This is a genomic window from Arthrobacter glacialis (genome assembly GCF_002909445.1).
Classification (GTDB): Bacteria; Actinomycetota; Actinomycetes; order Actinomycetales; family Micrococcaceae; genus Specibacter; species Specibacter glacialis.
This window is the reverse complement of sequence record NZ_PPXC01000003.1, coordinates 249,055-274,855: the sequence shown is the minus strand read 5'-3', so window position 1 is coordinate 274,855 and position 25,801 is coordinate 249,055. Positions and strand designations below refer to the sequence as shown.

24 protein-coding genes are annotated in these 25,801 nt (G+C 60.2%); 20 read left to right on the top strand and 4 right to left on the bottom strand.

Going from position 1 to position 25,801, the window contains the following annotated elements:
- Positions 1–21 precede the first annotated feature (21 nt).
- From rfbB to CVS27_RS05060, 12 genes are all read left to right on the top strand, one after another.
- Positions 22–1,020 carry a dTDP-glucose 4,6-dehydratase gene (gene rfbB / locus CVS27_RS05115; RefSeq protein ID WP_103464644.1) on the top strand — a complete coding sequence of 333 codons (999 nt, stop codon included), beginning with the start codon at positions 22–24 and terminating at the stop codon, positions 1,018–1,020.
- A gap of 2 nt (positions 1,021–1,022) precedes the next feature.
- Positions 1,023–2,432 (top strand): sugar nucleotide-binding protein, encoded by a 1,410-nt coding sequence (locus CVS27_RS05110; protein WP_103464643.1) that lies wholly within the window; start codon positions 1,023–1,025, stop codon positions 2,430–2,432.
- Between the two features lie 11 nt (positions 2,433–2,443).
- Entirely contained in the window at positions 2,444–3,460 is a 1,017-nt protein-coding gene (galE, locus tag CVS27_RS05105) for a UDP-glucose 4-epimerase GalE (RefSeq protein WP_103464642.1), read from the top strand.
- Between the two features lie 96 nt (positions 3,461–3,556).
- Complete coding sequence (locus tag CVS27_RS05100; RefSeq protein ID WP_103464641.1) at positions 3,557–4,846, top strand: nucleotide sugar dehydrogenase; 1,290 nt, start codon at positions 3,557–3,559, stop codon at positions 4,844–4,846.
- A gap of 8 nt (positions 4,847–4,854) precedes the next feature.
- Positions 4,855–5,958 (top strand): glycosyltransferase, encoded by a 1,104-nt coding sequence (locus CVS27_RS05095; protein WP_165788255.1) that lies wholly within the window; start codon positions 4,855–4,857, stop codon positions 5,956–5,958.
- A gap of 63 nt (positions 5,959–6,021) precedes the next feature.
- Positions 6,022–6,618 (top strand): acyltransferase, encoded by a 597-nt coding sequence (locus tag CVS27_RS05090; protein ID WP_103464639.1) that lies wholly within the window; start codon positions 6,022–6,024, stop codon positions 6,616–6,618.
- Entirely contained in the window at positions 6,615–7,706 is a 1,092-nt protein-coding gene (locus tag CVS27_RS05085) for a DegT/DnrJ/EryC1/StrS family aminotransferase (RefSeq protein ID WP_103464638.1), read from the top strand. The genes CVS27_RS05090 and CVS27_RS05085 overlap by 4 nt, the downstream gene beginning before the upstream one ends.
- 2 nt (positions 7,707–7,708) lie before the next feature.
- Positions 7,709–8,701, top strand: a complete 993-nt coding sequence (locus tag CVS27_RS05080; RefSeq protein WP_103464637.1) for a Gfo/Idh/MocA family protein — start codon at positions 7,709–7,711, stop codon at positions 8,699–8,701.
- Positions 8,701–9,870, top strand: a complete 1,170-nt coding sequence (locus tag CVS27_RS05075) for a glycosyltransferase family 4 protein (protein WP_103464636.1) — start codon at positions 8,701–8,703, stop codon at positions 9,868–9,870. Before CVS27_RS05080 ends, CVS27_RS05075 begins: the two co-directional genes overlap by 1 nt.
- Entirely contained in the window at positions 9,867–11,171 is a 1,305-nt protein-coding gene (locus tag CVS27_RS05070) for a lipopolysaccharide biosynthesis protein (protein ID WP_165788254.1), read from the top strand. Before CVS27_RS05075 ends, CVS27_RS05070 begins: the two co-directional genes overlap by 4 nt.
- 71 nt (positions 11,172–11,242) lie before the next feature.
- Positions 11,243–12,334 (top strand): glycosyltransferase family 4 protein, encoded by a 1,092-nt coding sequence (locus tag CVS27_RS05065; RefSeq protein WP_103464634.1) that lies wholly within the window; start codon positions 11,243–11,245, stop codon positions 12,332–12,334.
- Between the two features lie 36 nt (positions 12,335–12,370).
- On the top strand, positions 12,371–13,918 hold the full coding sequence (locus tag CVS27_RS05060) for a glycosyltransferase family protein (RefSeq protein WP_103464633.1): 1,548 nt from the start codon (positions 12,371–12,373) through the stop codon (positions 13,916–13,918).
- A gap of 24 nt (positions 13,919–13,942) precedes the next feature.
- Here the strand turns inward: CVS27_RS05060 and CVS27_RS05055 are convergent, their stop codons facing one another.
- The 4 genes from CVS27_RS05055 to CVS27_RS05040 form a co-directional block, all read right to left on the bottom strand.
- Positions 13,943–14,302 (bottom strand): DUF2304 domain-containing protein, encoded by a 360-nt coding sequence (locus CVS27_RS05055; protein ID WP_103464632.1) that lies wholly within the window; start codon positions 14,300–14,302, stop codon positions 13,943–13,945.
- A gap of 4 nt (positions 14,303–14,306) precedes the next feature.
- Positions 14,307–14,972 carry a glycosyltransferase family 2 protein gene (locus CVS27_RS05050; RefSeq protein ID WP_243399737.1) on the bottom strand — a complete coding sequence of 222 codons (666 nt, stop codon included), beginning with the start codon at positions 14,970–14,972 and terminating at the stop codon, positions 14,307–14,309.
- 64 nt (positions 14,973–15,036) lie between these two features.
- Positions 15,037–16,101 (bottom strand): non-hydrolyzing UDP-N-acetylglucosamine 2-epimerase, encoded by a 1,065-nt coding sequence (gene wecB, locus CVS27_RS05045; protein WP_103464630.1) that lies wholly within the window; start codon positions 16,099–16,101, stop codon positions 15,037–15,039.
- Between the two features lie 9 nt (positions 16,102–16,110).
- Positions 16,111–17,727: a hypothetical protein gene (locus CVS27_RS05040; RefSeq protein WP_103464629.1), complete on the bottom strand. Its 1,617-nt coding sequence runs from the start codon at positions 17,725–17,727 to the stop codon at positions 16,111–16,113.
- Between the two features lie 65 nt (positions 17,728–17,792).
- Here CVS27_RS05040 and CVS27_RS05035 point away from each other — a divergent pair, with 65 nt between their 5' ends.
- The 8 genes from CVS27_RS05035 to CVS27_RS05000 all read left to right on the top strand — a co-directional run bounded on the left by CVS27_RS05035 (position 17,793) and on the right by CVS27_RS05000 (position 25,801).
- Complete coding sequence (locus CVS27_RS05035) at positions 17,793–18,998, top strand: glycosyltransferase (RefSeq protein ID WP_103464628.1); 1,206 nt, start codon at positions 17,793–17,795, stop codon at positions 18,996–18,998.
- 424 nt (positions 18,999–19,422) lie between these two features.
- Positions 19,423–21,429 carry an acyltransferase family protein gene (locus CVS27_RS05030; protein WP_165788252.1) on the top strand — a complete coding sequence of 669 codons (2,007 nt, stop codon included), beginning with the start codon at positions 19,423–19,425 and terminating at the stop codon, positions 21,427–21,429.
- A 213-nt stretch (positions 21,430–21,642) separates the two neighbouring features.
- Positions 21,643–22,866, top strand: a complete 1,224-nt coding sequence (locus CVS27_RS05025) for a TadA family conjugal transfer-associated ATPase (RefSeq protein WP_103464626.1) — start codon at positions 21,643–21,645, stop codon at positions 22,864–22,866.
- Positions 22,866–23,720, top strand: a complete 855-nt coding sequence (locus CVS27_RS05020) for a type II secretion system F family protein (RefSeq protein ID WP_103464625.1) — start codon at positions 22,866–22,868, stop codon at positions 23,718–23,720. Before CVS27_RS05025 ends, CVS27_RS05020 begins: the two co-directional genes overlap by 1 nt.
- Entirely contained in the window at positions 23,717–24,655 is a 939-nt protein-coding gene (locus tag CVS27_RS05015; RefSeq protein WP_103464624.1) for a type II secretion system F family protein, read from the top strand. Before CVS27_RS05020 ends, CVS27_RS05015 begins: the two co-directional genes overlap by 4 nt.
- 72 nt (positions 24,656–24,727) lie before the next feature.
- On the top strand, positions 24,728–24,982 hold the full coding sequence (locus tag CVS27_RS05010) for a hypothetical protein (RefSeq protein ID WP_243399736.1): 255 nt from the start codon (positions 24,728–24,730) through the stop codon (positions 24,980–24,982).
- Positions 24,983–25,026: 44 nt separating this feature from the next.
- Entirely contained in the window at positions 25,027–25,374 is a 348-nt protein-coding gene (locus tag CVS27_RS05005; protein ID WP_103464623.1) for a TadE/TadG family type IV pilus assembly protein, read from the top strand.
- A complete protein-coding gene (locus CVS27_RS05000; RefSeq protein ID WP_165788088.1) occupies positions 25,355–25,801 on the top strand; it encodes a hypothetical protein in 447 nt (148 codons plus the stop codon). The genes CVS27_RS05005 and CVS27_RS05000 overlap by 20 nt, the downstream gene beginning before the upstream one ends.

The following is a 25,801-nucleotide window of genomic DNA, read 5'->3' as shown; positions in this document are numbered from 1 at the left end:
GAGTCCGGCTAAGCTGGAACAATGCGAAATCTCATTGTGACCGGCGGCGCCGGCTTCATCGGCTCGAACTTTGTCCACTACGTCCTTGAAAACACTGACATGAACGTGACTGTTTTGGACAAGCTCACCTACGCGGGCAACCTGGCCTCACTGGACGGGCTGGACGCGGATCGTTTCACGTTCGTGCAGGGCGACATTTGTGATGCGGAACTGGTCGATGGTCTGGTGGCAGCCGCTGACGCAGTGGTTCACTACGCGGCTGAATCTCACAACGATAATTCGCTCCACGATCCCCGCCCGTTCCTGGACACCAACATCATCGGCACCTACACGTTGATTGAGGCGGCCCGCAAGCACAACAAGCGCTTCCACCACATCTCCACCGACGAGGTCTACGGTGATCTTGAGCTCGACGATCCCCAGCGTTTCACGGAATCCACGCCATACGCCCCCTCGAGCCCGTACTCCTCCACCAAAGCAGGTTCGGATCTGTTGGTTCGAGCCTGGGTGCGTTCCTTCGGCTTGCAGGCCACCATCAGCAACTGCTCCAACAACTATGGCCCCTACCAGCACGTGGAAAAGTTCATTCCCCGCCAAATCACGAATGTGATCGATGGAATCCGCCCCAAGCTCTACGGCAAGGGAGAGAACGTGCGTGACTGGATCCACGCCAATGACCACTCCTCGGCCGTCCTGGCAATACTGGAAAAGGGACGTATCGGCGAGACGTACTTGATCGGTGCCGACGGCGAGAAGAACAACAAGGAAGTTGTCGAACTGATCCTCACCCACATGGGCTTGCCTGCCGATGCCTACGACCACGTGATCGACCGCCCGGGGCACGACCTGCGGTACGCGATCGAATCCGAGAAGCTGCGCACCGAGCTGGGCTGGACGCCGTCGTTCGCCAACTTTGATGCCGGCATCGAGGACACCATCAAGTGGTACCGGGACAACGAGTCATGGTGGCGCCCCCAGAAGGCCGCCACTGAAGCCAAGTACAAGGAACAGGGCCAGTAAGAATGACTTTTGAGTTCTCCAAGACGCTGACCGCCACCGCCACCACCATTCCCGGGGTTGTCCTCTACGATCTCCCCGTCCATGGGGACAACAGGGGATGGTTCAAGGAAAACTGGCAGCGCGAGAAAATGATGGCGCTGGGCTTGCCGGACTTTTCCCCGGTCCAGAACAACATTTCCTTCAATGAGAAAGCTGGAACCACTCGCGGGATCCATGCCGAACCGTGGGACAAGTTCATTTCCGTGGCCACCGGCAAGATCTTCGGTGCCTGGGTTGACCTGCGTGAAGGCGACTCCTTCGGTGCTGTGTTCACTGCGGAGCTGGACCCCTCACAAGCTATCTTCATTCCCCGCGGCGTGGGCAATGCCTTCCAAACCCTGGAAGACAACACGGCCTACACGTACCTGGTCAATGACCACTGGTCAGCCGACGCCCAAGGCCAGTACACCTTCTTGAATCTGGCGGATGAGACAGCCGCCATTGAATGGCCCATTCCTTTGGCTGAGGCTGAGCTCTCCGACAAAGACAAGGCGCATCCGCGCCTCGCCGATGTGGCGCCCATGCCGCCGAAGAAGACACTTGTTGTGGGTGCCGATGGACAACTGGGCAAGGCATTGCGTGCTGCCTACGACGGCGACAACAATGTGGAGTTTGCCGCCCGGGCTGACTTTGACCTCGCCTCCGAGGCGTCCTACAGCGCCCGGAACTGGAAGAACTACTCCACCATCATCAACGCCGCCGCCTACACGGCAGTGGACACCGCCGAAGCACCCGAGGGACGCCAAGCGGCCTGGGCTATCAACGTCACCGCTGTGGCGAACCTGGCCAAGGTGGCCACAAGCCACGGCATCACCTTGGTGCATGTTTCCAGTGACTATGTCTTTGATGGCACAGCCCAAACCCACGGCGAAGACGAGGCTCTCTCACCATTGGGTGTCTATGGCCAAAGCAAGGCTGCCGGCGATGCCGTCGTCTCGGTCGTCCCGCGGCACTACATTGTGCGCACCAGCTGGGTCATCGGCGAAGGAAATAACTTTGTTCGCACCATGGCATCCCTGGCCGCCCGCGGCATCGATCCCGGCGTCGTCAATGACCAGATTGGCCGGTTGAGCTTCACCGAAGACATCGCCGCCGGCATCATCCACCTGCTCGAATCCGGTGCGGACTACGGCGTCTACAATCTCAGCAACGACGGCGAACCCCAGTCATGGGCCGACATCGCCGCCGACGTGTATGAACTCACCGGGCACAGCCGCAACGCTGTCTCGGGAGTCAGCACGGAAGACTACTTCAAGGGCAAACCGGCAGCACCCCGGCCCCTGAACAGCACGCTGGACCTGAATAAAATCAAAGCCACAGGGTTCGCCCCGGCAGCCGCGAAGCAACGCCTCACCGAGTATTTGGCCAAGTAGAAATGGAAACCATGAAAGTTTTGGTCACAGGTGGTGCCGGCTACATTGGTTCACACATGGTCCTGTGCCTGCTGGAAGCCGGCCATGACGTGGTTGTCCTGGACAATCTGGCGAATTCATCGGCTGAGTCGCTGCGCAGGGTGGAAGAGCTGACAGGCAAGCACCCGGAATTCATTGAGCTGGACCTGCTCGACGCGCTCGGGGTGGACAATTTGTTTGCCTCAGGCGCCTTTGATTCAGTCATCCACTTTGCCGGGTTTAAAGCTGTGGGGGAATCTGTTGCCCAGCCGCTGAAGTACTACCACAACAATATTGTGGGAACCCTGAACCTGTTGGCCTCCATGGACAAGCACGGCGTGCGCTCACTGGTGTTCAGCTCCTCCGCCACTGTCTACGGCGCCAGCGAAGAAGTCCCCCTCATCGAAAAGATGCCGTTGGATGCCACCAATCCTTATGGGCGCACGAAGGAACAGATCGAGGATATTCTCAGCGATTTGGGTGCCTCAGATCCCACCTGGCGGGTAGCGCTGCTGCGCTACTTCAACCCTGTGGGCGCGCACGAATCCGGGCGGATTGGTGAAGATCCCTCGGGTATTCCCAACAACCTCCTGCCGTTTGTTGCACAGGTTGCCGTGGGCCGCCGCGAAAAAGTCATGGTTTTCGGTAATGACTATCCCACTCCGGACGGCACAGGTGTGCGCGACTACATCCACGTCATGGACCTTGCTGCCGGCCACCTGGCCGCCCTTGGATACTTGGGCAGCCACGCAGGAGTTTTCACCTGGAATTTGGGTACGGGGAACGGTTCCTCGGTGCTGGAAGTTATCCAGGCATTCGGTGATGCCGCAGGCAAACCGATCCCGTTTGAATTCGCTCCTCGCCGTCCCGGTGATGCCGCTGTCAGCTACGCGGATCCGTCGGCGGCACTGGCAGATCTGGGCTGGTCGGCACACCGCAGCCTGGCCCAGATGTGCGCAGATCACTGGCGCTGGCAAGAAAGCAATCCAAACGGGTACGCCGCTTCCTAGCGGAGCCGGTGATCGAAAGTGGACCGGGACCGCAATGGACGAGCAGCCCCGGTTCACCAGCTATCTTGCAAATTCAAAAGAAAAGGCTACATCAACGTGAAGATTGCTGTCATTGCACTGGGAAAGATTGGTCTGCCCTTGGCTGTACAGTTCGCCTCCAAGGGGCACGAGGTTGTTGGCGTCGACGTCAACCAAGCCGTGGTTGACTTGGTCAACGAGGCCAAAGAACCGTTCCCCGGTGAAGCGCACTTGCAGGAAATGCTCTCGGCGCTGGTACCTGCAGGAAAGTTGCGTGCGACGACGAACTACGCCGACGCTGTTCCCGGGGCTGACGCCGTGGTTTTAGTGGTCCCATTGTTTGTTGACAAGGATGCCAACCCAGACTTTGGCTGGATGGACACGGCAACCGCCGAGCTGGCTTCGCACCTGACACCGAACACCTTGGTTGCCTACGAAACCACCTTGCCCGTGGGCACCACCCGAACGCGCTGGAAGCCGGCCCTGGAAGCCGGCTCGGGCCTGGTTGAGGGCAAGGATTTTCACCTCGTGTTCTCGCCCGAGCGTGTGTTGACAGGCCGCGTCTTTGAAGACCTGCGCAAGTACCCCAAGCTGGTGGGTGGCCTCTCCGATGCCGGCGCCGCCAAAGCGGTGGAGTTCTACGAGGCAGTGCTTGACTTTGACGAGCGCCCGGATCTGGTGCGCGGCAACGGCGTGTGGGACCTTGGCTCGGCCGAGGCGTCCGAGCTCGCCAAGCTCGCGGAAACCACCTACCGGGACGTCAACATTGGCTTGGCCAACCAGTTTGCCCGCTTCGCAGCCACAACCGGCATTGACATTTACCAGGTCATCGCCGCCTCCAACTCACAGCCATACAGCCACATCCACCAGCCCGGCATTGCCGTGGGCGGGCACTGCATCCCCGTCTACCCACGCCTCTACCTGTGGAATGACCCGGAAGCAACAGTGGTTCGCGCAGCACGCGCGGCCAACGCTGACATGCCGGAATACACTATTGGCCTGCTGGAAGGTGCGTTTGGTGACCTGACCGGGGCACGCGTCGTCGTCCTCGGGGCCGCCTACCGCGGAGGGGTCAAGGAAACGGCATTCTCGGGTGTCTTTGACGCGGTCGAGTCGATCACACGCCGTGGCGGCACGGCATTGGTGCACGATCCCCTGTACACGGACGCGGAACTGGAAAAGCTCGGGTTCCTGCCCTACCATTTCGGCGAAGCCGTGGATGCAGCCGTGGTCCAGGCAGACCACAGCGAATACCGTGAGCTGACACCGGCAGATTTGCCCGGGGTGAAGGCGTTCATCGATGGCCGGCGCGTCAGCACGGCAGAGAAGTGGGACGGCGTTACCTACCGTGTCATTGGCAAGGCGTAACTAAAAACGTGCGTGTTCTTGTCTTCACCACCTGGTTTCCGGACTCCGAGAACCAGGCCACGGCGCCCTTCAATCTCAAACACGTTCAAGCCATTGCGGCCCAGCACGATGTGCGGGTTATTCACGTCCGCCTGGGCGGTTCAGGCGATGTGATTTCGGAGAACTACGGCGCGGTGCCCGTCACCCGGATTCCGCTGTCCCCGCGCAGGCCGCTGGGATATCTGGCGATGGCGCGGCAGTTGTGGGCTGCGCTGTGGCAGACGGACGTGCTGCACACCATGGCTTTCAGCTCCGCCGTGATTGCGGCCCCTGTTCAGGCGTTCAAGCGGACCCGCTGGGTGCACACCGAACACTGGAGTGGAATGGCCAATCCAGCCAGCGTTTCCAAGCTGTGGGTGGTTTTTTCGCCACTGAGGTATGTCTTGAAACTACCCGATGCGGTGACAGCCGTGAGCGCCGCCCAGGCCGATCAACTGAGCCGTTTTGCACGCGGCGGGAGGGTGGAAGTTGTCCCCAATGTGGTCCAGGGTCCGGATGCGCTGGCCACCCGCCAAGGAATGCCCGACGGCGCCCCTCGCCTCGTCGGAGTCGGTGGGCTTATCGCGCGCAAACGCCCCATGCTGGCGTTGGAAGCGCTGCGACTTGTGCGAGCAGGCGGATTGGATGCCACACTGACCTTGGTGGGTGATGGGCCGTTGCGAGCGGAACTTGAGTCAGCTGCGGCAGCTGCCAATCTGGGCGGAAAATTCACCATTACCGGTCTCGTGGCACCCGACCAGGTCAGTGCGGCGCTGCGGGCCGCGGATCTATTTATTTTGCCCAGCAGCCACGAAACGTTTTGTGTCTCGGCTGCCGAGGCCGTCGCTGCCGGACTGCCCGCGATCGTCACGGATCTGCCAGCCGTGCGTGATTTTCTCACTGTACGCAACAGCGTCCTGGTCGCAGGGGATTCGGCAGAAGACTTTGCTGCAGGCATCCACGACGCGCTGGCAAAGTTCTCGCAGGTTTCTCCGGCGACCATCTCGGGCACCATTGCGAGCCGATATGCGCCACGGGTGATCGCGGACAAGTTCTCTGCCGTGTATGCCCGTGTCCGGGGTGCGGGCGGTTAGCTGGGATAATGGCAAACAAGCCACTTCAGAGGGATCTAGTGCGCAGCGAGAGGAAACAACGGCATGACATACGTAGCAGCTAGCGCCGACGTGGCGGAACAGGCCGGCCTGGGTGACGGAACCAAGGTTTGGCATCTGGCCCAGGTCCGTGAGGGTGCCGTGCTGGGGGCGAACTGCATTGTTGGCAGGGGTGCGTATGTGGGACCCGGCGTGCACATAGGCGAAAATTCGAAGATCCAAAATTATGCCTTGGTTTATGAGCCAGCGGTTTTGGGCAAGGGTGTTTTCATTGGCCCCGCGGTAGTCCTCACCAACGACACCTACCCGCGGGCCGTCACCCCCGAAGGAGCGCCGAAGGGTGCCGACGATTGGACAGCTGTTGGGGTCACCATTGAGGACGGTGCATCCATCGGTGCCCGGGCAGTCTGTGTTGCCCCGCTGACCATTGGCCGTTGGGCCACCATCGCAGCTGGTTCCGTGGTGACTCGTGACGTCCCGGCATTTGCCTTGATGGTTGGCGTTCCGGCACGGCGGCTGGGCTGGGTGGGCAAGGCCGGCTTCCCGCTGAATGCCGAAGGCGGTTTCTGGGTGTGCCCGGAAACCGGAGCCAAGTATGTTGAAGATTCAAACTCCCTGAAAGAGGCTGAGGACAGCGCATGAGCCAGGACTTTATTCCGGCAGCAAAACCCATTATTGGTGACCAGGAGCGGGCAGCGGTTGATGCTGTCATGGCCTCAGGCATGTTGGCTCAGGGCCAGCAGGTGGCCAGCTTTGAGAGTGAATTCTCCGAGGTCCTCCTCGACGGCCGCGCCAGCGTCGCCGTCAACTCCGGCACCTCCGGCCTGCACCTGGGTTTGCTGGCTTGTGGGGTTGGTCCAGGGGATGAGGTCATTGTGCCGTCATTCACCTTTGCCGCAACAGGCAATTCGGTTGCGCTCACGGGGGCCACCCCGGTGTTTGCCGACATTGAGTTGGATTACTACGCACTGGACGTGGCCCATGTGGAATCGCTGATAACTGAGAAGACCAAGGGCATCATGCCGGTCCACCTATACGGGCACCCTTTCGCAGCCGAGGCTTTTGCGGCATTGGCGGACAAGCACGGAATCGACCTGTACGAGGACGCTGCCCAGGCCCATGGTGCCGCCGTCAACGGCAAAAAGGTTGGAACGTTCGGCAAATTCGGCATGTTCAGCCTGTACCCCACCAAGAACATGACCTCTGGCGAAGGTGGCATGGTTTCGACGTCGGACGCCCTGGTGGAGCGAAACCTTCGCCTGCTGCGCAACCAAGGCATGGAAACGCAGTACGAAAACGAGCTGGTTGGTTTCAACAACCGCATGACTGACCTGCATGCCTCCATCGGCAGGGTCCAGTTGACCAAGGTCATGGGCTGGACCAAGCAACGCCAGGACAACGCCGCGTTCCTGACGGCCAACCTTGAGGGTGTAGGTACACCCAAAGTTGCCCAGGGTGCCGAGCACGTCTACCACCAGTACACCATTCGCGTGGCTGAGGGCCGGGATGAGATGCACGCCCGTCTGCGGTCGGAGTTCAACATTGGTTCCGGTGTGTACTATCCGGTACCCAACCACCGGCTGCCCTCGTTCAACCGCACCGAGGACCTGCCCAACACGGAGATCGCCGCCAAGGAAGTACTTTCCTTGCCAGTTCATCCGTCATTGACCCGCAATGACCTTGAACGAATTGTCACAGCAGTGAACACCATCACCAAGGCGGGTGCCTGAGCATGGCCAATCTTAGGGTAGGACTCATCGGCCTGGGCATGATGGGCCGCCACCACGGGCGCGTCATTCGTGAAGTGGAAGGCTTGGACTTGGTCGCCGTGGCTGACGCGCATGGTGATCCCCACGGCGTGGCCAGGGACCTGACCGTCTTGGGCGGCGTCGAGGAGCTCATCGCAGCCGGCATAGACATGGCGGTTGCGGCCGTTCCCACGGGCATGCATGAGGAAGTTGGCCTGGCCTTGGCCGAGGCCGGCATACATACTCTGGTGGAGAAGCCCATCGCTGCCAGTGCACCGGCCGGCCGGCGCCTCGTTGAAGCGTTTGCCGCCAAGGGACTCGTGGGCGCAGTGGGACATATTGAACGGTTCAACCCCGCCTTGCAGTCGTTGCGTCAGCGAATTGCCGACGGCGATCTCGGGGAGGTCTACCAGATCGCCACCCGCAGGCAGGGCCCCTTCCCGGCCCGGATTGCCGACGTCGGAGTGGTCAAGGACCTTGGCACACACGACATCGACCTGACGGCCTGGCTGGCCCAAAGCCGCTATGAATCAGTATTTGCCCAGACCTCAACCCGGAGCGGGCGGCCGGATGAAGACATGGTGTCCGTAACGGGCAAATTGGCCAATGGTGTCATCACCAACCACCTGGTCAACTGGCTGTCCCCGATGAAAGAACGCCTGACAATAGTCACCGGTGAAAAGGGCGCCTTCGTGGCCAATACACTCACGGCAGACCTCACCTTCTATGAGAACGGCACCGTAGCCACCGAATGGGACTCCATTGGGGCGTTCCGGGGCGTTTCGGAAGGCAATGTCACCAGATTGGCCATCGCCAAACCCGAACCTCTGCGCACCGAACACGAGGCCTTCCGTGATGCAGTCCTGGGGTTGCGCAATGACATCGTGACCATGGCGCAGGGGCAGGACACGCTGATCGTGGCCGAGGCTGTGCTGAAGTCTGCCCGCACCGGACAAGCCGAAAGGATCCAGAGCTAGTGGCACAAGCAAAACCGCTTCGAGTTATTGTCACCACACGGCTCTTTGTGCCCGAAGTGGGGGCGGCGGCGTTCCGGTTGAGGGCCCTCGTGGACGGCCTCGTGGAGCAAGGCGCCGAGGTCACAGTGCTGACCACCAGGCTTCCGGCCGGGGGCCCCATCTTCAAACCCTCCTATAAGCTCAGCCGATGGCCTGTGCTACGTGATCCGGGCGGGTATGTGCGTGGCTATGTGCAGTATCTGAGCTTCGACATCCCCGTTTTCTTCCGCTTGCTCCTGGCCCGCGCCGACGTGATTGTCTCCGAGCCGCCTCCCACCACCGGGGTGGCTGTAGCGGTGTCCGCGGCGTTGCGCCGTCGACCGTTCGTTTACTATGCAGCAGACGTCTGGAGCGAGGCGATGTCCGCCATGGACGTGCCAAACGCCGTCAAAAAAGCCATGGGCATGGTGGAAGGATCCGTGCTCCGAAGGGCCGCCACTGTCCTGGCCGTCTCAGACCCCGTGGCTGTGCAGGTAGCCAAGTTCAAAGTGCCCGCGCAGCGCATCAAGGTGGTGGGCAACGGCGTGGACACCTCTGTCTTTGGTCCGCAGGGCAGCCGCGCCACGGCGAGCAATCCTTATTTTGTCTACACAGGAACCATGAGCGAGTGGCAGGGGGCAGGCATTTTCATCGAGGCCCTCCGCGAAATTCGCAGCACGCACCCGAATGCTCAGATCCGCTTCTTTGGGCAGGGCACCGACGAAGAGAACCTCAAGGGGCTGGCCGAGCGACTGGTCCCGGGAGCCGTCCATTTTGGTGGGGTGGTGCCACCGACGGAAGCCGCCGCGTGGATTCGCGGGGCTGCGGGCGCGCTGGTCAGCATCAAACCCGGCCAAGGCTATGACTTTGCCAAGCCCACCAAAATCTACGCGGCTGCCGGGTGTGGCACCCCGGTGATCTTTGCAGGCCAGGGCGACGGGGCCGCCCTGGTGGCGGAGCAGCGGCTTGGCATTGCCGCGCCCTACACGGTGGCAGACGTTGCCGAGGCCATGAATGCACTCCTGCAGACCCCCGATGCTGATAGCGGGCATCGAAGCAACTGGGTCCTGGACAATGCATCATTGCAGGCCTCCGGACGACTGGCAGCCACCGAAGTGTTGCGCGTTGCTGCGGTGTCGACGTCCACGTGAGCGGCATTGATGGGGGCAGGGTTGCTCGATGGCGCAGAAGCGAATTTCTGCGCCACATACTCACGCTCCTAAGCGGAACAGCCGCAGCGCAGCTTCTGATGCTCGCGCTGACTCCGGTGCTGTCAAGGCTCTACTCGCCGGAGGCCTACGGGCTGTTCTCCCTGTACTCGTCCCTGGTGGCCACCGTCACGGTTGTTGCGGCCCTCCGCTACGACATGGCCATCATGCTGCCCAAGCACGACGCCGATGCCAAGGTCCTCAAGAGGGGAGTCACCCGGCTGATCGTTGCCGTCAGCATTGGGGCAACCCTGGTATGTGGGATTGCTTCACCCCTGATAGCGGACTCCATGGGCAAGCCTGAGCTGGCACCGTGGTTGTGGCTTGTGGGATTGAGTATTTTTACCCTCGCCGAGATCTCAGCCTTGACGTACTGGCTCAACCGCCGCAGCGACTACAAGGCCATCGGCATCAACAGGGTCTTGCAAAGTGGCGGGACCGCCCTGGCTCAGCTGGCGTTTGCCCTGGGCAAGTTCGGAGGAGTCGGCGGTCTCATTGGCGGCACCCTGGTAGGTCAGGGCGCTGCCCTGTTGACGCTGCGGCACAAGGGCCGAGACGTTCGCAGCGGATTGGACGAATCCCAGGAGAGCATTGCTTCACTCTTCAGCCGCTACCGCAAGATGCCCCTGCTCAACGGCCCCAATGCCCTGGTGGACGCCCTTCGAACCAACGGCATCAACCTGATTATTGGCGTCGTGTATTCACAGTCCCTGTTGGGACAGTTTTACATGGCCTGGAAACTTTTGGAAGTGCCGCTGGGACTGATCAACGGTGCACTTGCCCAGGTATTCTTTCAAAGACTGGCAGTCATGGAACGCGGATCAATGTTTGCATTCGCCAAATCCTCCGTGTTCCGTTCTGCCATCCTGGGGGTAGTTCCGTTCGCACTGATTTACTGGCTGTCCCCGTGGGCGTTCCCCGTTGTGCTGGGGGAGCAGTGGACTGATGCGGGACTCATCGCCCAGGCACTGGTGCCATGGCTTTTCATGAGCCTCATTACCTCCCCGATCTCCACAATATTTGTTGTTACCGAAACGCAGCACCTGATGCTTGCCCATGCCCTGGTCTACACTGCCGTGCCGTTGTCGCTGCTGTTTTTCCTCAAGGGCGACATCGTCACCAATCTTTCGATTGTTTCTTTGGCCATGGCCGCAATTTTGGTGGTCTTCACAGCAATGGCGCTTTGGGTGGGACACCGCTTTGACCATCAAGCCGATTCGAAGCAAACAGCCGTGGGTGGCTGACCCTGCAATTCCCCGACTCTCACACCGTGGTGGAGCCCCGCCACCACCATCAGTTTCAGAAAGTTCAATCCATGGCCAGCATGATCTATCACGTACCGTACCCGTTGAATCCCCACGCCAAGACAGGAAGCGGGCTGCGCCCTGTGCGCATGCTTGAGGCGTTCAAGGCTGTTGGCTACAACGTGGAGCTGGTCTCCGGTGAATCGGGGGAGAGGCGTGCACTGATCAGGGCACTGAAGCGGCGCATTGCCGCGGGGGAGCGTTTTGACTTCCTGTACTCGGAGAGCCACACCATGCCCACAGCGCTGACGGATGCCGACCATTTGCCGCGCCGCCCGCTCATGGATGTTGGATTCTTACGGTACGCTCGCAAGCACGGCATCAAAGTTGGTTTGTTTTACCGGGATGTTTACTGGCGCTTCCCCGAGTACAAGGAACGGCTTAACCCGCTGGTTCACACTGCCACCCGTGCCCTCTACAATCTGGACCTTTTGGCCTATAAGTTCGCCGTTGACAAGCTTTATCTGCCGTCGCTGGACATGGGCAAATTTGTTCCGCACGTCCCGGCAGGGCGGCACGCCGCCCTGCCGCCAGGCGGGGAGATTGTTGACGTGCCGGCGACACCCAAGGATGGCATCCACTTGTTTTACGTGGGAGGGGTTGGCAATTACTACAACATGCACGACTGCGTGCGTGCCGTCGCGGCGTCCAAGAATGCCTGCCTGACCATTTGTACCAGGGAAGAGGAATGGGAAGAAAACGCGGCGGGCTACCGGGAATTGCTCAATGATCGGATCCAGGTGGTCCACAAGAACGGCGAAGACCTCATACCGTATTACCAGCAGGCGGATATCTGCATGCTCTTCATTGAACCCAGCATTTACCGTTCCTTTGCCGCACCGATCAAGTTTGCTGAGTACATTGGATTCGGCAAACCCGTCATCGTCAACCAAGGAACCAATGTGGCCCAGTTCGTGGCCAGTCATGGCAACGGTTGGGCCGTCCCGTTCGATGCGCCGTCGCTGACGCGGCTCCTTGATGATCTCGCCGAGCACCCGGAGAAAATTGCCACCGTGACACAGACAGCCATGGGCCTTCGTGCGGACAACACGTGGCAGGCCCGCGCCCGCCAAGTGGCGGCCGAGCTCACCACCCACCCCTAAACGGAGTCTCGCCAGCGCTGACGCAGAAGGAACAAAGTGGCCATTTACCGTTTCAACGCCCGGTTCGTGCCGGGACTGCTCATTGGCGCCCTGGGTGTTGTGGCGTTTCTCACCCGGCTGCTGCCGCTGCTTGAATCGGGCACCTTGGGTGGGTTCAGGGGTTACGACGACGGCGTTCACTATGCTGCTGGTGTGCACCTGCTGGCAGGATCCCTGCCATATCGGGACTACGTCTTGGTACACCCTCCGGGCATTGCGGTGCTCATGCTGCCCTTCGCGCTGATAGGCCAGTTGGCCACAGACCCGGCTGGCGTTGCCGCAGCCAGGGTGTTCTTTGCCTTGCTAGGAACCTTGAACACCCTGATGCTGGGTATCCTCTTGCGACGATGGGGGTACCCGGCAGTCATAGCCGGGGCGGGCATATATGCCGTGAGTTCGATTGCCACGATTGCCGAGCGTTCCATCATGCTTTCGCCGGTTCTTGGTGCGTGTGTTTTGGCGGCGTTGCTTGCCCTGCGAGATTATCGCCAAGCGCCTCGCCGGGCCGTCACGGTTGCCGCAATATTTCTGGGCCTGGCCTTGTGCTTCAAGCTGTGGGCGATCCTGCCCATCCTCGTCGTGGCCGTCATGGTGGCTGTACGTTGCGGACCACGGCTGTTGCAGCGCTTCCTGGTGGCGGGAGCTGCGACGTGCCTTGTTGTCATGGGGCCGTTCTTCATTCTGGCCCCTGGTGCAATGTTCACCGATGTGATTCTGGCGCAAGTGGCACGAACGGATGGCACGGCCAAGGGCCTGGTGCATCGGCTCGGCGACTTTGCCGGCAATCACGGCGCACCATGGGTGCTGTTCCTGTTGGGCGCTGTGGCTGTTCTGTGCATAGTTGCCGCGGCTGCTGTGGGACTCTCCGGGGGCCGCAAGCCCCGAGAATGGGGGGAGGAATTCTGGTGGGCCATGCTGGCTTCGGTAGTTGTTTGTGCTCTGCTTGCTTCAGCCAGCTTCTTTGACCACTACCCTAATTTTGCTGCCCCGTACCTGGCACTCTGCCTCGGTGTGTCGGTGGGTGCCTGTGCCGAGGCCCTGTCGCGGCGGCAAGCGTCACAGGGCCGCAGGTCCGGGTGGAAGGCCCGCGCGCCCGGTGCCGTGATGGCGGCACTCGGGTTGGCCGTGCTGGTTCCGGTGGGAGTGCGCGGTTTCGTGTTGGAACCGCAACCCCTGCCGGGGGTTGTTGGGGCAGACTTGGTGGCAGCCGCGGCGCCCTACGACTGCGTGTTCTCCACCTATGCGTACATGGGTATTGTGAGCGATTCATTGTCCCGGTCGATGCGCCATGGTTGTGGTTCCATTGTGGATGTTTTCGGCACCAGGATGGTCGAAGAACTCTCCACGAATGGGGCGCGACCCGCCATGGGCGCCGGCGTCTCAGCCCAAGAGCTGCAGGAAAGTCAACTCAACAACGCCCAGGCGGCGGTGGTCGGCGCACCCCAGGCCGACTACGGGCTCTCGGAGAAGGCCATTGAGACGCTGCGAACCAAGTTTGTGCTGGCAGCTGGCTCGGGGAACTATCAGGTGTGGATCAGGCGGTAGGTGCTGCGCCAGTCTGGACGCCGGTTACGATTCGTCCTGTTTGCTCAGCCACGGCTTCTCGGCTTCTTCGAGAGCCACATGGCGGGAAAGCCTGGTGATTGATTTTTCCGCCTGCCGGAACCGGTGGTTGTTGGTGGCCACGAACACCAGAAAACTCACAATCAGGGCATAGAGAACTAAGTCTGTTCCACGCCCGATGCCCAGGAATTGTGCAAGTCTGGTGAGGGCCACCGGAAAGAAGACGGAAAACGCCGCGACGCAGGCAAACAGGACCAGCATCATCCGCCGGATGGCCAGATTGCGGGCATTGGAACCGCCGCGCATCAGGGCCACGGAAACGATGATGACAGCCAGAACGAGCGCTATCTGAACGATGATCTGCATGGTGTTACCTAAAAAGAAGGTCCGCGAGGATGTTGACCGAATTGAGCAGTGACTGGCCCTTGGCCTTGGAATAGTCGGTGTAGATAATCTTCACAGGATGTTCCACCCAGCGTGGCTTGATGTCGGACAACTGGTGAATGAGTTCGGAAGCATGCGCCATGCGGTTTTGGGTTAGGTTGATCTTTGCTGCGGTCCCGGCGTCAAACGCGCGCAAACCATTGTGAGCGTCGGTGAGCGCCATGCCCGTGGCCATCCGTGATTGCAGTGCGGCCACTCGCAGCACCAATCTCTTCAGGGCGGAGACCTGGGTGCGGTCATCCAAGAATCGAGAGCCCAAGACAACTTGTGCTTCGCCGGACCGAATTCTGGAAACCATGTCCTTCGCATCCGACACCTGATGCTGTCCATCGGCGTCGAAGGTGACAATCTCGGTGGTCCCCGGATCGAGCAGGGCATAGTGCAAGCCTGTTTGCAGGGCGGCCCCCTGTCCCAGGTTCACGGGATGCTCCACCACCACAGCCCCGGCAGCACGGGCAACAGCTGGCGATCCGTCAGTGCTGCCGTCGTCGATGCAGACTATGTGGCTGAATTCGGAATGAAGACCCTTGATGACGTCGGCGACCACAGTTGCCTCGTTGTACATCGGGATAACAATCCAAGTTCGACTCACCCAACCAGTATCCCACGGATAAATTTAGCAATAGACGTGGATCAGGCGTCCGGCTGCTGTGATGTCAGCCGCCAAAGGCGGTCAGGATTGCGGCCACAGAACGACCGGCCGCCTGACCATCGCCATAGGGTGAGGCATCGCTTGGGGCAGGAGCAGGCCGCCGAACAGTGCTGGCCAAGCGTGTCAGATCGTCGCTGACCAGGGCATTCCAGCCGAGTTCAACGGTTTCAACCCATTCGGTCTCCGGGCGGATGGTGGTGCACGGCACACGCAGCAGGAACGCTTCTTTTTGCAGGCCTCCCGAGTCGGTGACCACTCCGGCGGAGTTCCTTGCCGCATTGATGAGGTGGGGATAGGACAGCGGGGGGCTCGGAATTATGCTCCCGCGGCCCAAGGTGATGCCATGCTGTTCGGCCAGGCTGCGCAGCCGTGGATGCGCCAAAAGGAGCACGGGTTTGTCCAGGGAAGCCAATTCATCAATGATCGCAGCCAGCCTGGCAGGGGAATCAGTGTTGTCCGGGCGGTGGATGGTGGCGACATAGTATTCTCCCGGGACCAGGCCCGCTGGGAGCGGCGCAGCGGAATCGCCCAGGGAGTCCCGCACCGCGAAAAGCACATCCGTCATGACGTCGCCAACAAGCACGGATCGGGCGGCGAGGCCCTCGTGGGCCAGATGGTCCATGGCCACTTGGGTGGGAGCCAGTAACAGGTCTGCACTGTGGTCTGTCAGGACACGGTTGTGTTCCTCCGGCATCCGGCGGTTAAAGGAACGCAAGCCTGCCTCCAAATGTGCCACGGGCACATGAAGCTTGGTTGCCGCAATGGCCGCAGCCAGAGTGGAATTGGTATCACCGTAGACCAAGACGCAATCCGGTGCGGATCCTTCGATAATCTCTTCCAATCCGGCCAACATGGCACCTGTCTGAGCTCCATGTTTGCCCGAACCCACACCAAGGTTGAAATCCGGGGCTGGAATGCCCAGGTCCTGAAAGAAGACATCGCTCATGAGCTCGTCATAGTGCTGTCCGGTGTGCGCGATCAGGTGTTCCGCCCGGCCCCGCATGGCGGTGGCGATGGGGGCTAGTTTGATGAATTGGGGACGCGCGCCAACAACACTGAGAATTCGCATGATTCCAGCTTAGTGAAAAGTATCTTCCGGAGTGAAAAGCCGGCTATGACTGTTCCAGGTGTCTGTTAGAAATTCATCGGCGTAAGCGCCCAGCAGATTTCCGCCGCTGCGTGTGTATGCGAAGAGTTCGGCGGGGCTCATGCCCTGAACAAACCAATTGAATCCCATGGGGTGATTCTGCACGGCCCGTGCCGTGATAAACCCTTCGACGACCCGGAGCAGCCCAACGCGACCCAAGATGCGCTTAACGGCATCCCGACGGCTTTTCGGGACGTCGGTGGGGGCAAAAGTTCCCAAGTCCTGACCGGTTGTGGCCCCGTACCGCCGGTTGACATAGCCTTCATACCAGTCCCGGTTGCGCGTGATGTTGGGGTGCAAGTCCCCCCATGCCAGGTAGACTTCCCTGTCCAACATGGGCAGGGCCCAGTCATAGCCAAAGAACTCGTAGTTTCGCACGGAGTTATTGATGTACTTGGTTTGGCGCTCACGGACATTCCAGTACTCCAACGCTGTCAGCCGTGACACTGCTGAGCCGTCGTAGCCAATCTGGTCCAAAAAGGCGTCAATGGTTCTTGTCAGGCGCACGTTCCTGTGGGCTGCGCCATTGTCCGGCTGCAGTGTGTAGTGGTGCTTCAGTATCAGTTCCTTGATGTCGTCCCTGGATGTGCTTTCAGCCTCAAGGATGGCGTCGTCATGCATATTGCCCACAATGGTGTGCCCCGGCAAGAAAATGGCGTCGTCGTCAATCATGCCCTCCTCCTTGAGCCAACGAACTGCGTACCAGTCTTGAATATGGGGCAGTGAGGCTCCGGCATGGGTGAACTCAATGAAGTCGGCGGTTTCCGGGGTATCCCAGGCATCGCGGATTGTTGCCTCGTCGTAGCGGCAGAAAAGCCATTTTTGGTCCAGGGCAGCGGCCACTTGCTCGCTGATCAGCACCTCGCGTGTTTTGCCGGTGCCGTAGGTGAAATTCACAACATTGGTGTAGCCGGCGTCCTTGAGATAGACACTCAACAGCCGTGAATCCAGGCCGCCGCTGAGGGGCACCACCAGCTGGCGCCCCTTGGCGTGGGCCAGGAGCCTGGACATGGAGGCATCCAGGGCGGCGGTGAAGTGTGCGTCAACGGCGGCCGCTTCTTCCAGACGCAAAGCAGAATACTGGATTTGACGGTAAAAATTCTGTGAAATGTCGCCTGTGGCGCTGATGGTCACGAGTTCACCGGCTTGAACTTGACGCACGTCTGCATGGACAGTGTTGCTTCCCGCTACGTAGGCCCCATGACGGAATTCGATCCGTGAGTCGTAGTCAGCCACATAGTCGGAGCCCGAGCCGGCCAAGGCTGAAACGCCGTCGGAAACTCGGGCAACATTGCCCGCCACGGTGTAAAAGATCGGGAAACTGCGAATGGGGTCCTCAATGAGGAGAATCCTTTCCGGGCCAACAACCACTGCCGCAAAATGCCCGGCAACCGTTCGGAGGCCTTCGGTGAGGGAGTCGACGTCGTCCATCAGCCGGCACAGCTGGGCGTCACAGGATGCATCACCCATGACCCAGAGGGTTGTTGTAGCGGAAATGGTGTGGGTTCGCCATTGACTGCGGGCAAGGATGGGAGACTCGAGAGGCATTCCGCTATTCTCTCACCGCCCATGTGGGCACCCGTGCAGTGGAGGCCTCCGCGCCCACACGTAGAATGTCACAGACCGCCACCAAAAAATTTAGGGGACCACAGGAAATGCACGTTCTGTTTTTACCGTCTTGGTACCCAGCAGACGAGACTGACTTTTCCGGCAGTTTCTTCATCGAACAGGCTCAAGCGGTGGCGCTTGCCGGTCACGATGTTGGTGTTGTCAGTGTCAAGGGCATCCCCATCTATTCGCCGGCGCAACTGCGTGGCCGGGCGCCCGGTATTCGCCGCAGCGTTGAATCAGGGATCTCCACGTACCGGCTGGACAAGGTGCTGCCCTTTCCCAAAGTTCCTGGCGGAAACGAACGGGTCCTCCTGCACGCATGGCGTGTGCTGCTCACCCGGTACATCAGCGAAAATGGGTTGCCGGATGTCCTGCATGCCCACGCCATGTTCCCGGCGGGAATCGTGGCGCACGCGCTGTCTGACGAATTTGGGATTCCCTTCATTGTCACTGAGCACAGGCCTTCATCCGTGGGGCGGCTCCAAGAAAAATGGAGTGGTGTGCATGGGCGCCGGGCGGCGTATGCCGCCTCGGCGCTTGTCGCCGTTGCCCGGGGGTTTGTGCCAGTGCTCAATGAGGCTTACGGAATTGCTCCGGACAAGTGGCAATACATACCGGGCCTTCTCAGCCCTCAATTTCAGGATATTGCCACTCGTGATGTTCCCCCAGGCCCTTTCGTCTTTGGCCACGTTTCACATCTGGATCCGGGCAAGCGCGTGGACCTGCTCATTGAGGCTTTTGCAGAGCAATTCAGCAATGTTGACAACGTCCGGCTGAGGATCGCCGGGGATTCGGTTCACAAGGCGGCCTTGGAAGCCCTTGCTGGCAGGCTGGGAATCGAAAAAAAAGTGGACTTCATCGGGCCAGTTCCACGGAATGGGATTGTGGCGGAGTTCAGCTCTGCCCATGTTTTTGTGCTGCCCAGTGCTGCCGAAGCCTTTGGTACCGTCCTCTGGGAAGCCATGGCTTGTGGGCTGCCGTTGGTCTCAACAGCTACGTGGGCCGGCACGAACGCGGTTGTTGAAAGCAACGGCTTATTGGCTGGCATTGACAGCCTGGCAGAACTTGGCGAGGCCATGGTGCGGATCCGGAAGGACTTTGATTCCTATGATCCGGCGACGATCCGAACTATTTGCGTGGACCATTGTGGACGTGCTGCCTTTGTCTCTCAATATGAGGCTACCTATGCCAAGGCGATTGCCGGGTAGCAGGCCACAGGAGTGAGGTGCGTTGCACTTGTTTGTTGCGCATGGATCCGAGGGCGGGGTGGATGCTCACAACCTTGTGGCTGTCGGCCAGGGGCAAAAACCCGAGTGCGCTGAATGTGGTTCGGCTGAGAGAGGCCGAAGCCAAAACACATTTCGGCAACGGCCAGCAAGTGCCACGCTGACGCCTGATCAGGCCGTCAGGCATGGCCAAACAAGGGATTCCAGGGGCTGGGGCGGCGCCTGTGAGTAGCATGTGAACTTGATCCCTTTATGTGAACGGTTGGTAACGAATTGGTATACTAGACGGGGGGATCGATGCTGCAGGTTTGGCAGCAAAATCATCTAGGGGTATCAATTTATGACGCAGGGCACCATCCAGAAGCTGGGAGCCAAGGGGAGAAGAGCAGCATCTAAGCGTGCTCCAATGTCGGAGACGACGGGCCGGAAGTTTCTTCCAGAAGTCCAAGGCTTGCGAGCCTTGGCAGTGCTTATGGTGGTTGCCTACCATGTCTGGTTTGGCCGTATTTCCGGCGGAGTCGATATCTTTCTTCTGGTGTCAGCATTCTTGTTGACAGGCCAGTTCACGCGAAAGCTTGAATCAGGCAACGCGTTGGAACTACTCAAATACTGGGTTCACCTATTCAAACGCCTCCTGCCAATGATCGCCGTGACGTTGTTGGCCACCCTCGGCGCCACCTACTTGTTTCTGCCCGAATCCAGGTGGAGCAGTATTTTTGGCCAAACGTGGGCGTCCTTGTTCTACTATCAAAACTGGTTTCTCGCCTCTGAAGCTGTGGATTACTACGCAGCTGACCACAGTGTAGCCAGCCCCCTGCAACACTTCTGGTCCCTGTCGATCCAGGGACAAATTTTCATCCTTTGGCCGCTCATTTTTGCTGGCGCAGCAATCCTTGCACGTGTTTTCCGCTTGCGAGTACGGGTGCTATTGCTCTACATGTTCGGCGCGGTCTTCGCCAGCTCCCTCATATTCTCGATCATCACGACAAATACCAACCAGACATTTGCCTACTTTGATACCAGGGCCCGGCTCTGGGAATTCGCTTTGGGTTCCCTTCTCGCCTTGGTTTTGCCGTATCTTCAATTCAGCCGAGGAACACGAGTAGTCCTGGGCTGGCTGGGTGTCGTCGCGATGTTGGCTTGCGGACTTGTCCTGCAGGTGGGTCAACAGTTCCCAGGCTATATGGCCCTGTGGCCCACGTTGGCGGCAGCATGCATCATTGTTGCCGGATTTACTGATAGTAAATTTGGCGCCGACAGATTCCTCAGCATGAAACCCCTCGTCAAACTTGGCGACAGTTCCTACGCCCTGTACCTTTTCCATTGGCCCATTCTTGTCGTCTTCCTCGTTGCGTCAGGACGAGACCAGGCCGGACCCAAGGCAGGACTGGCCATCATTGTGGCCTCAATCCTTGCGGCATGGGCAATGACAAAGTGGGTTGACACGCCCTTGCGCCGCAATAAATGGATTGAACAAAAACGCCGCCGTGCACTCACTGTGATTGTTGTGTGTGTCTCTATTGTGGCTCTGCCTCTGACCGCTTGGCAGGTGCACGTCACCAATGTCAACAATTCACTGTTGGCTGGGTCCAGTAAGAATAATCCCGGTGCAGCATCTCTCTGGTCTGGATACGTGGATCAGTCTGAACCGGGTTCGCCCCTCCTTCCGACATTTACGGCTGTCGCGGGTGATTGGCCCACATTCTCAGGGTCGTGCGAGTCCGACGCTGAAGAACTCATCAACCGTTGCACGAATGAGGTGACTAACGGGTCAAAGAGCGTCTTTGTGATTGGAAGTTCACACGCGCACGTGCTCAATACGCCCATTCTGGCCATGGCGGAGAAGAATAATTGGAGCGTCACTTCCATAACCAAGGGGTATTGCCCCCTTGGAACGGACACTACAGCAGGAATCTCAGATAGCTGCGTGGATTTCAATAAGGAAACCATGGCAGAAGTTCTTGCTGCCAAGCCCGATTTGGTGGTGACGACCAGCACTCGAACCGACACTGCCGTAGGGGTTGCAGAACGCCTTGATCCAACGTGGGTTGATGAAGTATCGGCACTCAATGCGGCTGGCATTAAGGTTGTTGCCTTGCGGGACACGCCGCGCTTTGCGCAAAGCGTCCCTGCTTGCCTAGAGCAAAACCCCAACGACTTCACGGCATGCGACGCGCCAAGAGCCGAGCTATACCAGCCCGCTTCGCCTACCGATGCTGTGGCAGGGTCGCTGCCAAATACGACGTTCCTGGATTTGACTGAGAACTTCTGCAATAGCACCATGTGTCCGGCGGTCATTGGAAACGTCATCGTCTACAAGGACGACAACCATGTCACGGCAACCTATATGAAAACGCTTGACCCAGTGTTCGACCGCGATTTTCGGGCTGCCACCGGCTGGTCCATGAATTAACTTTCCAAGACGAGATCCATGGTGGTGCGGCTTGAAGCGGTTGTGACGGCCGGTGATTGTTTCCGTCGTAAGAGTCAAAACAGGCACCAGCACGACACAGTCAGGCAAGAGTTGTCCACAGATTGCTTTTTGCCACTGGTGCTACCCATATCCGGGGGCTAGGCTCCTGAACACAGGGTAGGGGAGCGCCGCGAAGGGGCGGGAGTGGTTTGAGTGGATGCACTGGCACTGGTTGAGGATGAAGTCCGTGAACTCATCCGCCGCAAAGGCCTTGATCCGCTCCGGCAGGGCCCCGAGGTGCGCGAGCTGGTGGATGCAGCCGTCAACGACTATGGTGAACGGTCACTGCTGGGCGCTGTCCCAGCCCTCGCCCAGGGCGAGGATGCCAGACGGCACGTGTTTAACGCCGTCGCCGGTTTCGGTGCACTCCAGCCCTTCCTCGATGATCCTGACATAGAAGAAATATGGATTAACGCCCCGAACCAGGTATTTGTGGCACGGCACGGGGAGTCGGAACTGACAGGCGTCACCTTCACCGCACAGCAAGTGCGGGACCTGGTGGAACGGATGTTGAAAAGTTCCGGCCGGCGGCTGGATCTCAGCTCGCCGTTTGTGGATGCCGCCCTCCCGGATGGCAGCCGTTTGCATGTGGTGATTCCCGACATCACCCAGAACCACTGGGCCGTGAACATCCGCAAATTTACGGCCCGGGCCAGCCGGCTTGACCACCTGGTTGAGCTGGGTTCCCTGACCCCGCAGGCCGCCCGGTTTCTGGGTGCCGCCGTCAGCAGTGGATTGAACATTCTGGTCTCCGGCGCCACCCAAGCCGGCAAAACCACCATGCTGAACTGCCTTGCCGCAGGGATTGGTTCACGCGAGCGGGTGGTCACCGTGGAGGAAATCTTTGAGCTGAGACTGCCCCTGCGGGATGTGGTGGGGCTGCAATGCCGCCAGCCCAATTTAGAGGGTGCCGGTGAAATCCCGCTGCGGCGTCTGGTCAAGGAGGCGTTGCGCATGCGCCCGGACAGGCTCATTGTGGGTGAGGTGCGTGAGGCGGAGAGCCTGGACATGTTAATTGCCCTGAATAGTGGCCTTCCCGGGATGGCTAGCGTTCATGCCAATTCGGCCCACGATGCCGTTGTGAAAATTTGCACCCTGCCACTGTTGGCCGGCGAGAACATTACAGCAGCCTTTGTGGTGCCAACTGTGGCCGCTTGCATCGATCTGGTGGTGCACTGTGTCAGGGCGCCCAATGGCAAACGCAGCGTGGGCCAAATTCTGGCCTTGGGCCGCCGGGTGGAGAACGGCATTATCGAGTCGGCGATGGTGTTTAGCACCGTCAACGGCATCCTGAGCGCCTCAGAGACTGCCATGCCGGCACCGGAGAAATTCGCCGCCGCCGGCTACAGCGTGGCCACGCTCATGGGGGATTCCTAGTGTCAGCCCTGGTGGGGCTGCTGGCCGGGATGGGGTTGTTCCTGATCTGGAGCGCCTGTTGGAGTGCGCCGGCGCGGCAGATGTCTCCGGGGCATGCCAGCAAAGTGGCGCAACTGCTGGCGCAGGCAGGGCTGCCCCAAGTCACCCCGGCTTCCCTGGTGGCCAGTGCGGCCGGGCTCGCTGCGCTGGTGGCGCTGCTGGTCCTTGTGCTCACGGGGGCGCCCGCCATCGCCGCGTGTTTGGCGCTGCTGAGCGGCTATGTGCCCTTCGCCCTGTTGCGTGCCAGGGCACGACGCCGGAGCGCAGTCATGCGCGAACTCTGGCCCGAGGTTGTGGACCACCTGCGCTCAGCCATCAGGGCGGGCCTGTCCTTGCCCGAGGCTTTGGTCCAGCTGGGTGCCAAGGGCCCCGAGCAGTTGCGTGCAGAATTTCAGTCCTTTGGGGCGGACTACCGGGCGACGGGTCAATTTGAGGGTGCCCTGCAAAAACTCAAGGCCAGGCTGTCAGACCCCGTGGCAGACAGAATCATTGAGGCTCTGCGGCTGACCCGGGATGTTGGCGGATCGGATCTGGGCAAGCTGTTGGGGACGCTCTCTGAATTTCTGCGTGACCACGCCAGGACACGGAGCGAACTCGAAGCCAGGCAATCCTGGACGGTCAATGCCGCCCGGTTGGCCGTGGCAGCACCGTGGCTGGTCCTGATGCTGATGGCCACCAGACCCGAGGCCATCGCCGCGTACAACTCCCCAGCAGGGTGGGCTGTGCTGGGTGGCGGACTGCTGATCTCGGTGATCTGTTACCGGGTCATGCTGCGCATCGGTGCACTGCCGCAAGAACAGCGGGTGTTGCAATGAACGGTCATTTGCTGGTTGTCATCGCCGCCGGGCTGAGCCTGGGCGTGGGCTTGTGGCTGACCCTTGTCAGGCTCCCTGCCATGCGCAAACCCAGCTTTGCCCAGCGCGTCGAACCACAACTTCGCTCGGTGGCCAGCCGGTCCAAACTCCTGGACAACGACGATGACCGCACGCTGTTTGGCCCGCTTGAGCGGATCCTTCGGCTGCTCCTCTCCGATGCCGCGCACAGGCTGGGGCGCTTCAACGTCAGCGTCCACGGGCTCAGCGCCCGGCTGGACCAGGCCGGACGCAGCGAGACCGCCTTGGAATTCCGGGCCAAGCAACTCCTATTTGCCGGAGTGTGGCTCATCGCCGGAATTCTCCTCTCGCTTGTGCTTTTGTGGCAGGGCAACATCAACGCCATGGGAGCAGTGACGTTGACCATCGGCCCCATGGTGGGCGGTTACCTGCTCTACGACTACCTGCTCGGCTCCGCGATCCGACGCCGGCAAACACGAATGCTGGCCGAATTCCCGGCACTGGCAGAACTCCTGGCCTTGGCTGTGGGGGCGGGGGAAAGCGCAGCCAGTGCACTGGAGCGGGTGGCGCGCACCTCCAACGGGGTCCTCGCTGGCGAGTTTGGCAAGGTCCTAGCCCAAACACGCACCGGCATGCCGTTGGTGGAAGCCCTGAACCAGTTTTCCGAGCGCGTGAATGTTGGGGCCCTGGCGCGCTTTGTCGACGGGATCACTGTGGCCGTCAACAGGGGTACGCCACTGGCAGAGGTACTTCGCGCCCAAGCCCAGGACGTCCGTGATGTGGCCAAGCGGGAGCTGATGGAATCGGCGGGGCGCAAAGAGATTGCCATGATGGTTCCACTCATTTTTGGCGTGCTCCCGCTGACGGTGGTTTTTGCCGTTTTCCCGGGCCTGGCACTCTTGCAACTTGGCTTCTAATGAACATGCCCACAAACCTAGCTAGACCAGCACCACAGGAACTCACGCAGCACTATTCGGAGAGGAATCATCATGAACAAAATACTGGGGCTGGGGGTGGCGGCGCTCATCGTGGGAAAACACTTGCTCAAGACGTTGACACGGCGCCTGAGCCAGCAATTTCCCCAATTTTCCTTGCGTCCGGCAGTGCAGCGAACACGTGGCGATGTGCCAGGTTGGGTGCTCATCACCTTGATGAGCGCGGTGCTGGTGGCCGGGCTGCTGGCCATCGCGGGACCGGCACTGGAAAGACTCTTCAACCAGGCCATGGACCAGGTCCAGCCCTAAGAGCATCGACGGTCCGCTCTGGCCTGCGGGAGACGGGTGCGGCAGTGGTGGACTTTGTTCTGGTGGGCGCACTGGTCACAGTGATATTCGTGGCCCTGCTCCAACTGGCATTGGCCCTGCACGTTCGCAACACCGTGGCCGACGCCGCATCCTCGGCTGCCAGATATGGTGCGTTGGGGGATAGGACGGCAGCTGACGCCCAGGAACGGGCCGCCCATCTGGTGGGTACCGCGCTGGGACCGAACTTTGTTCAGGACGTCTCGGTCAGCGTGGAAACCCAGAACGGGCTGGACGTTTTGCGGGTGTCCATTACCGCCCCGCTGCCGTTGATAGGGCTCTTTGGTCCGGCCCGTTCCCTGGAGATGAGCGGCCATGCAGTCATTGCGAAGTAGCACCCTGCCAGCTTCGAGGGCAGAAGAGGGCAGTGCCATTGTCGAGTTCATCTTTTTGGCAGTGCTTCTGATGGTGCCAGTGGCGTACCTGATCTTGACCGTGGGCCAGATCCAGGGCGGGGCCTACGCCGTGGTGGGTGCGGCAGATCAAGCAGCCAAAGTGTTTGTCATGGAGCCCGACCTCCCCGCCGCGCAGCTGGCTGCGGAACAAGCAGTCCGGCTGGCCGTCCAAGACATGGGCTTTGACGCGGGCGCTGCCGAACTGACCATTAGCTGCAGTGCCGGCTGCCTCACGCCGGGCACAACCGTCAGTGCGCATGTGCAGTTGCGGGTGGAACTGCCCGTGGTGGGGGCAGTGCCCGGCGTTAACGCCAACGCCGCCACAGTGGACTCGACTGCCACCCAGAAAGTAGGCCGGTTTAGATGA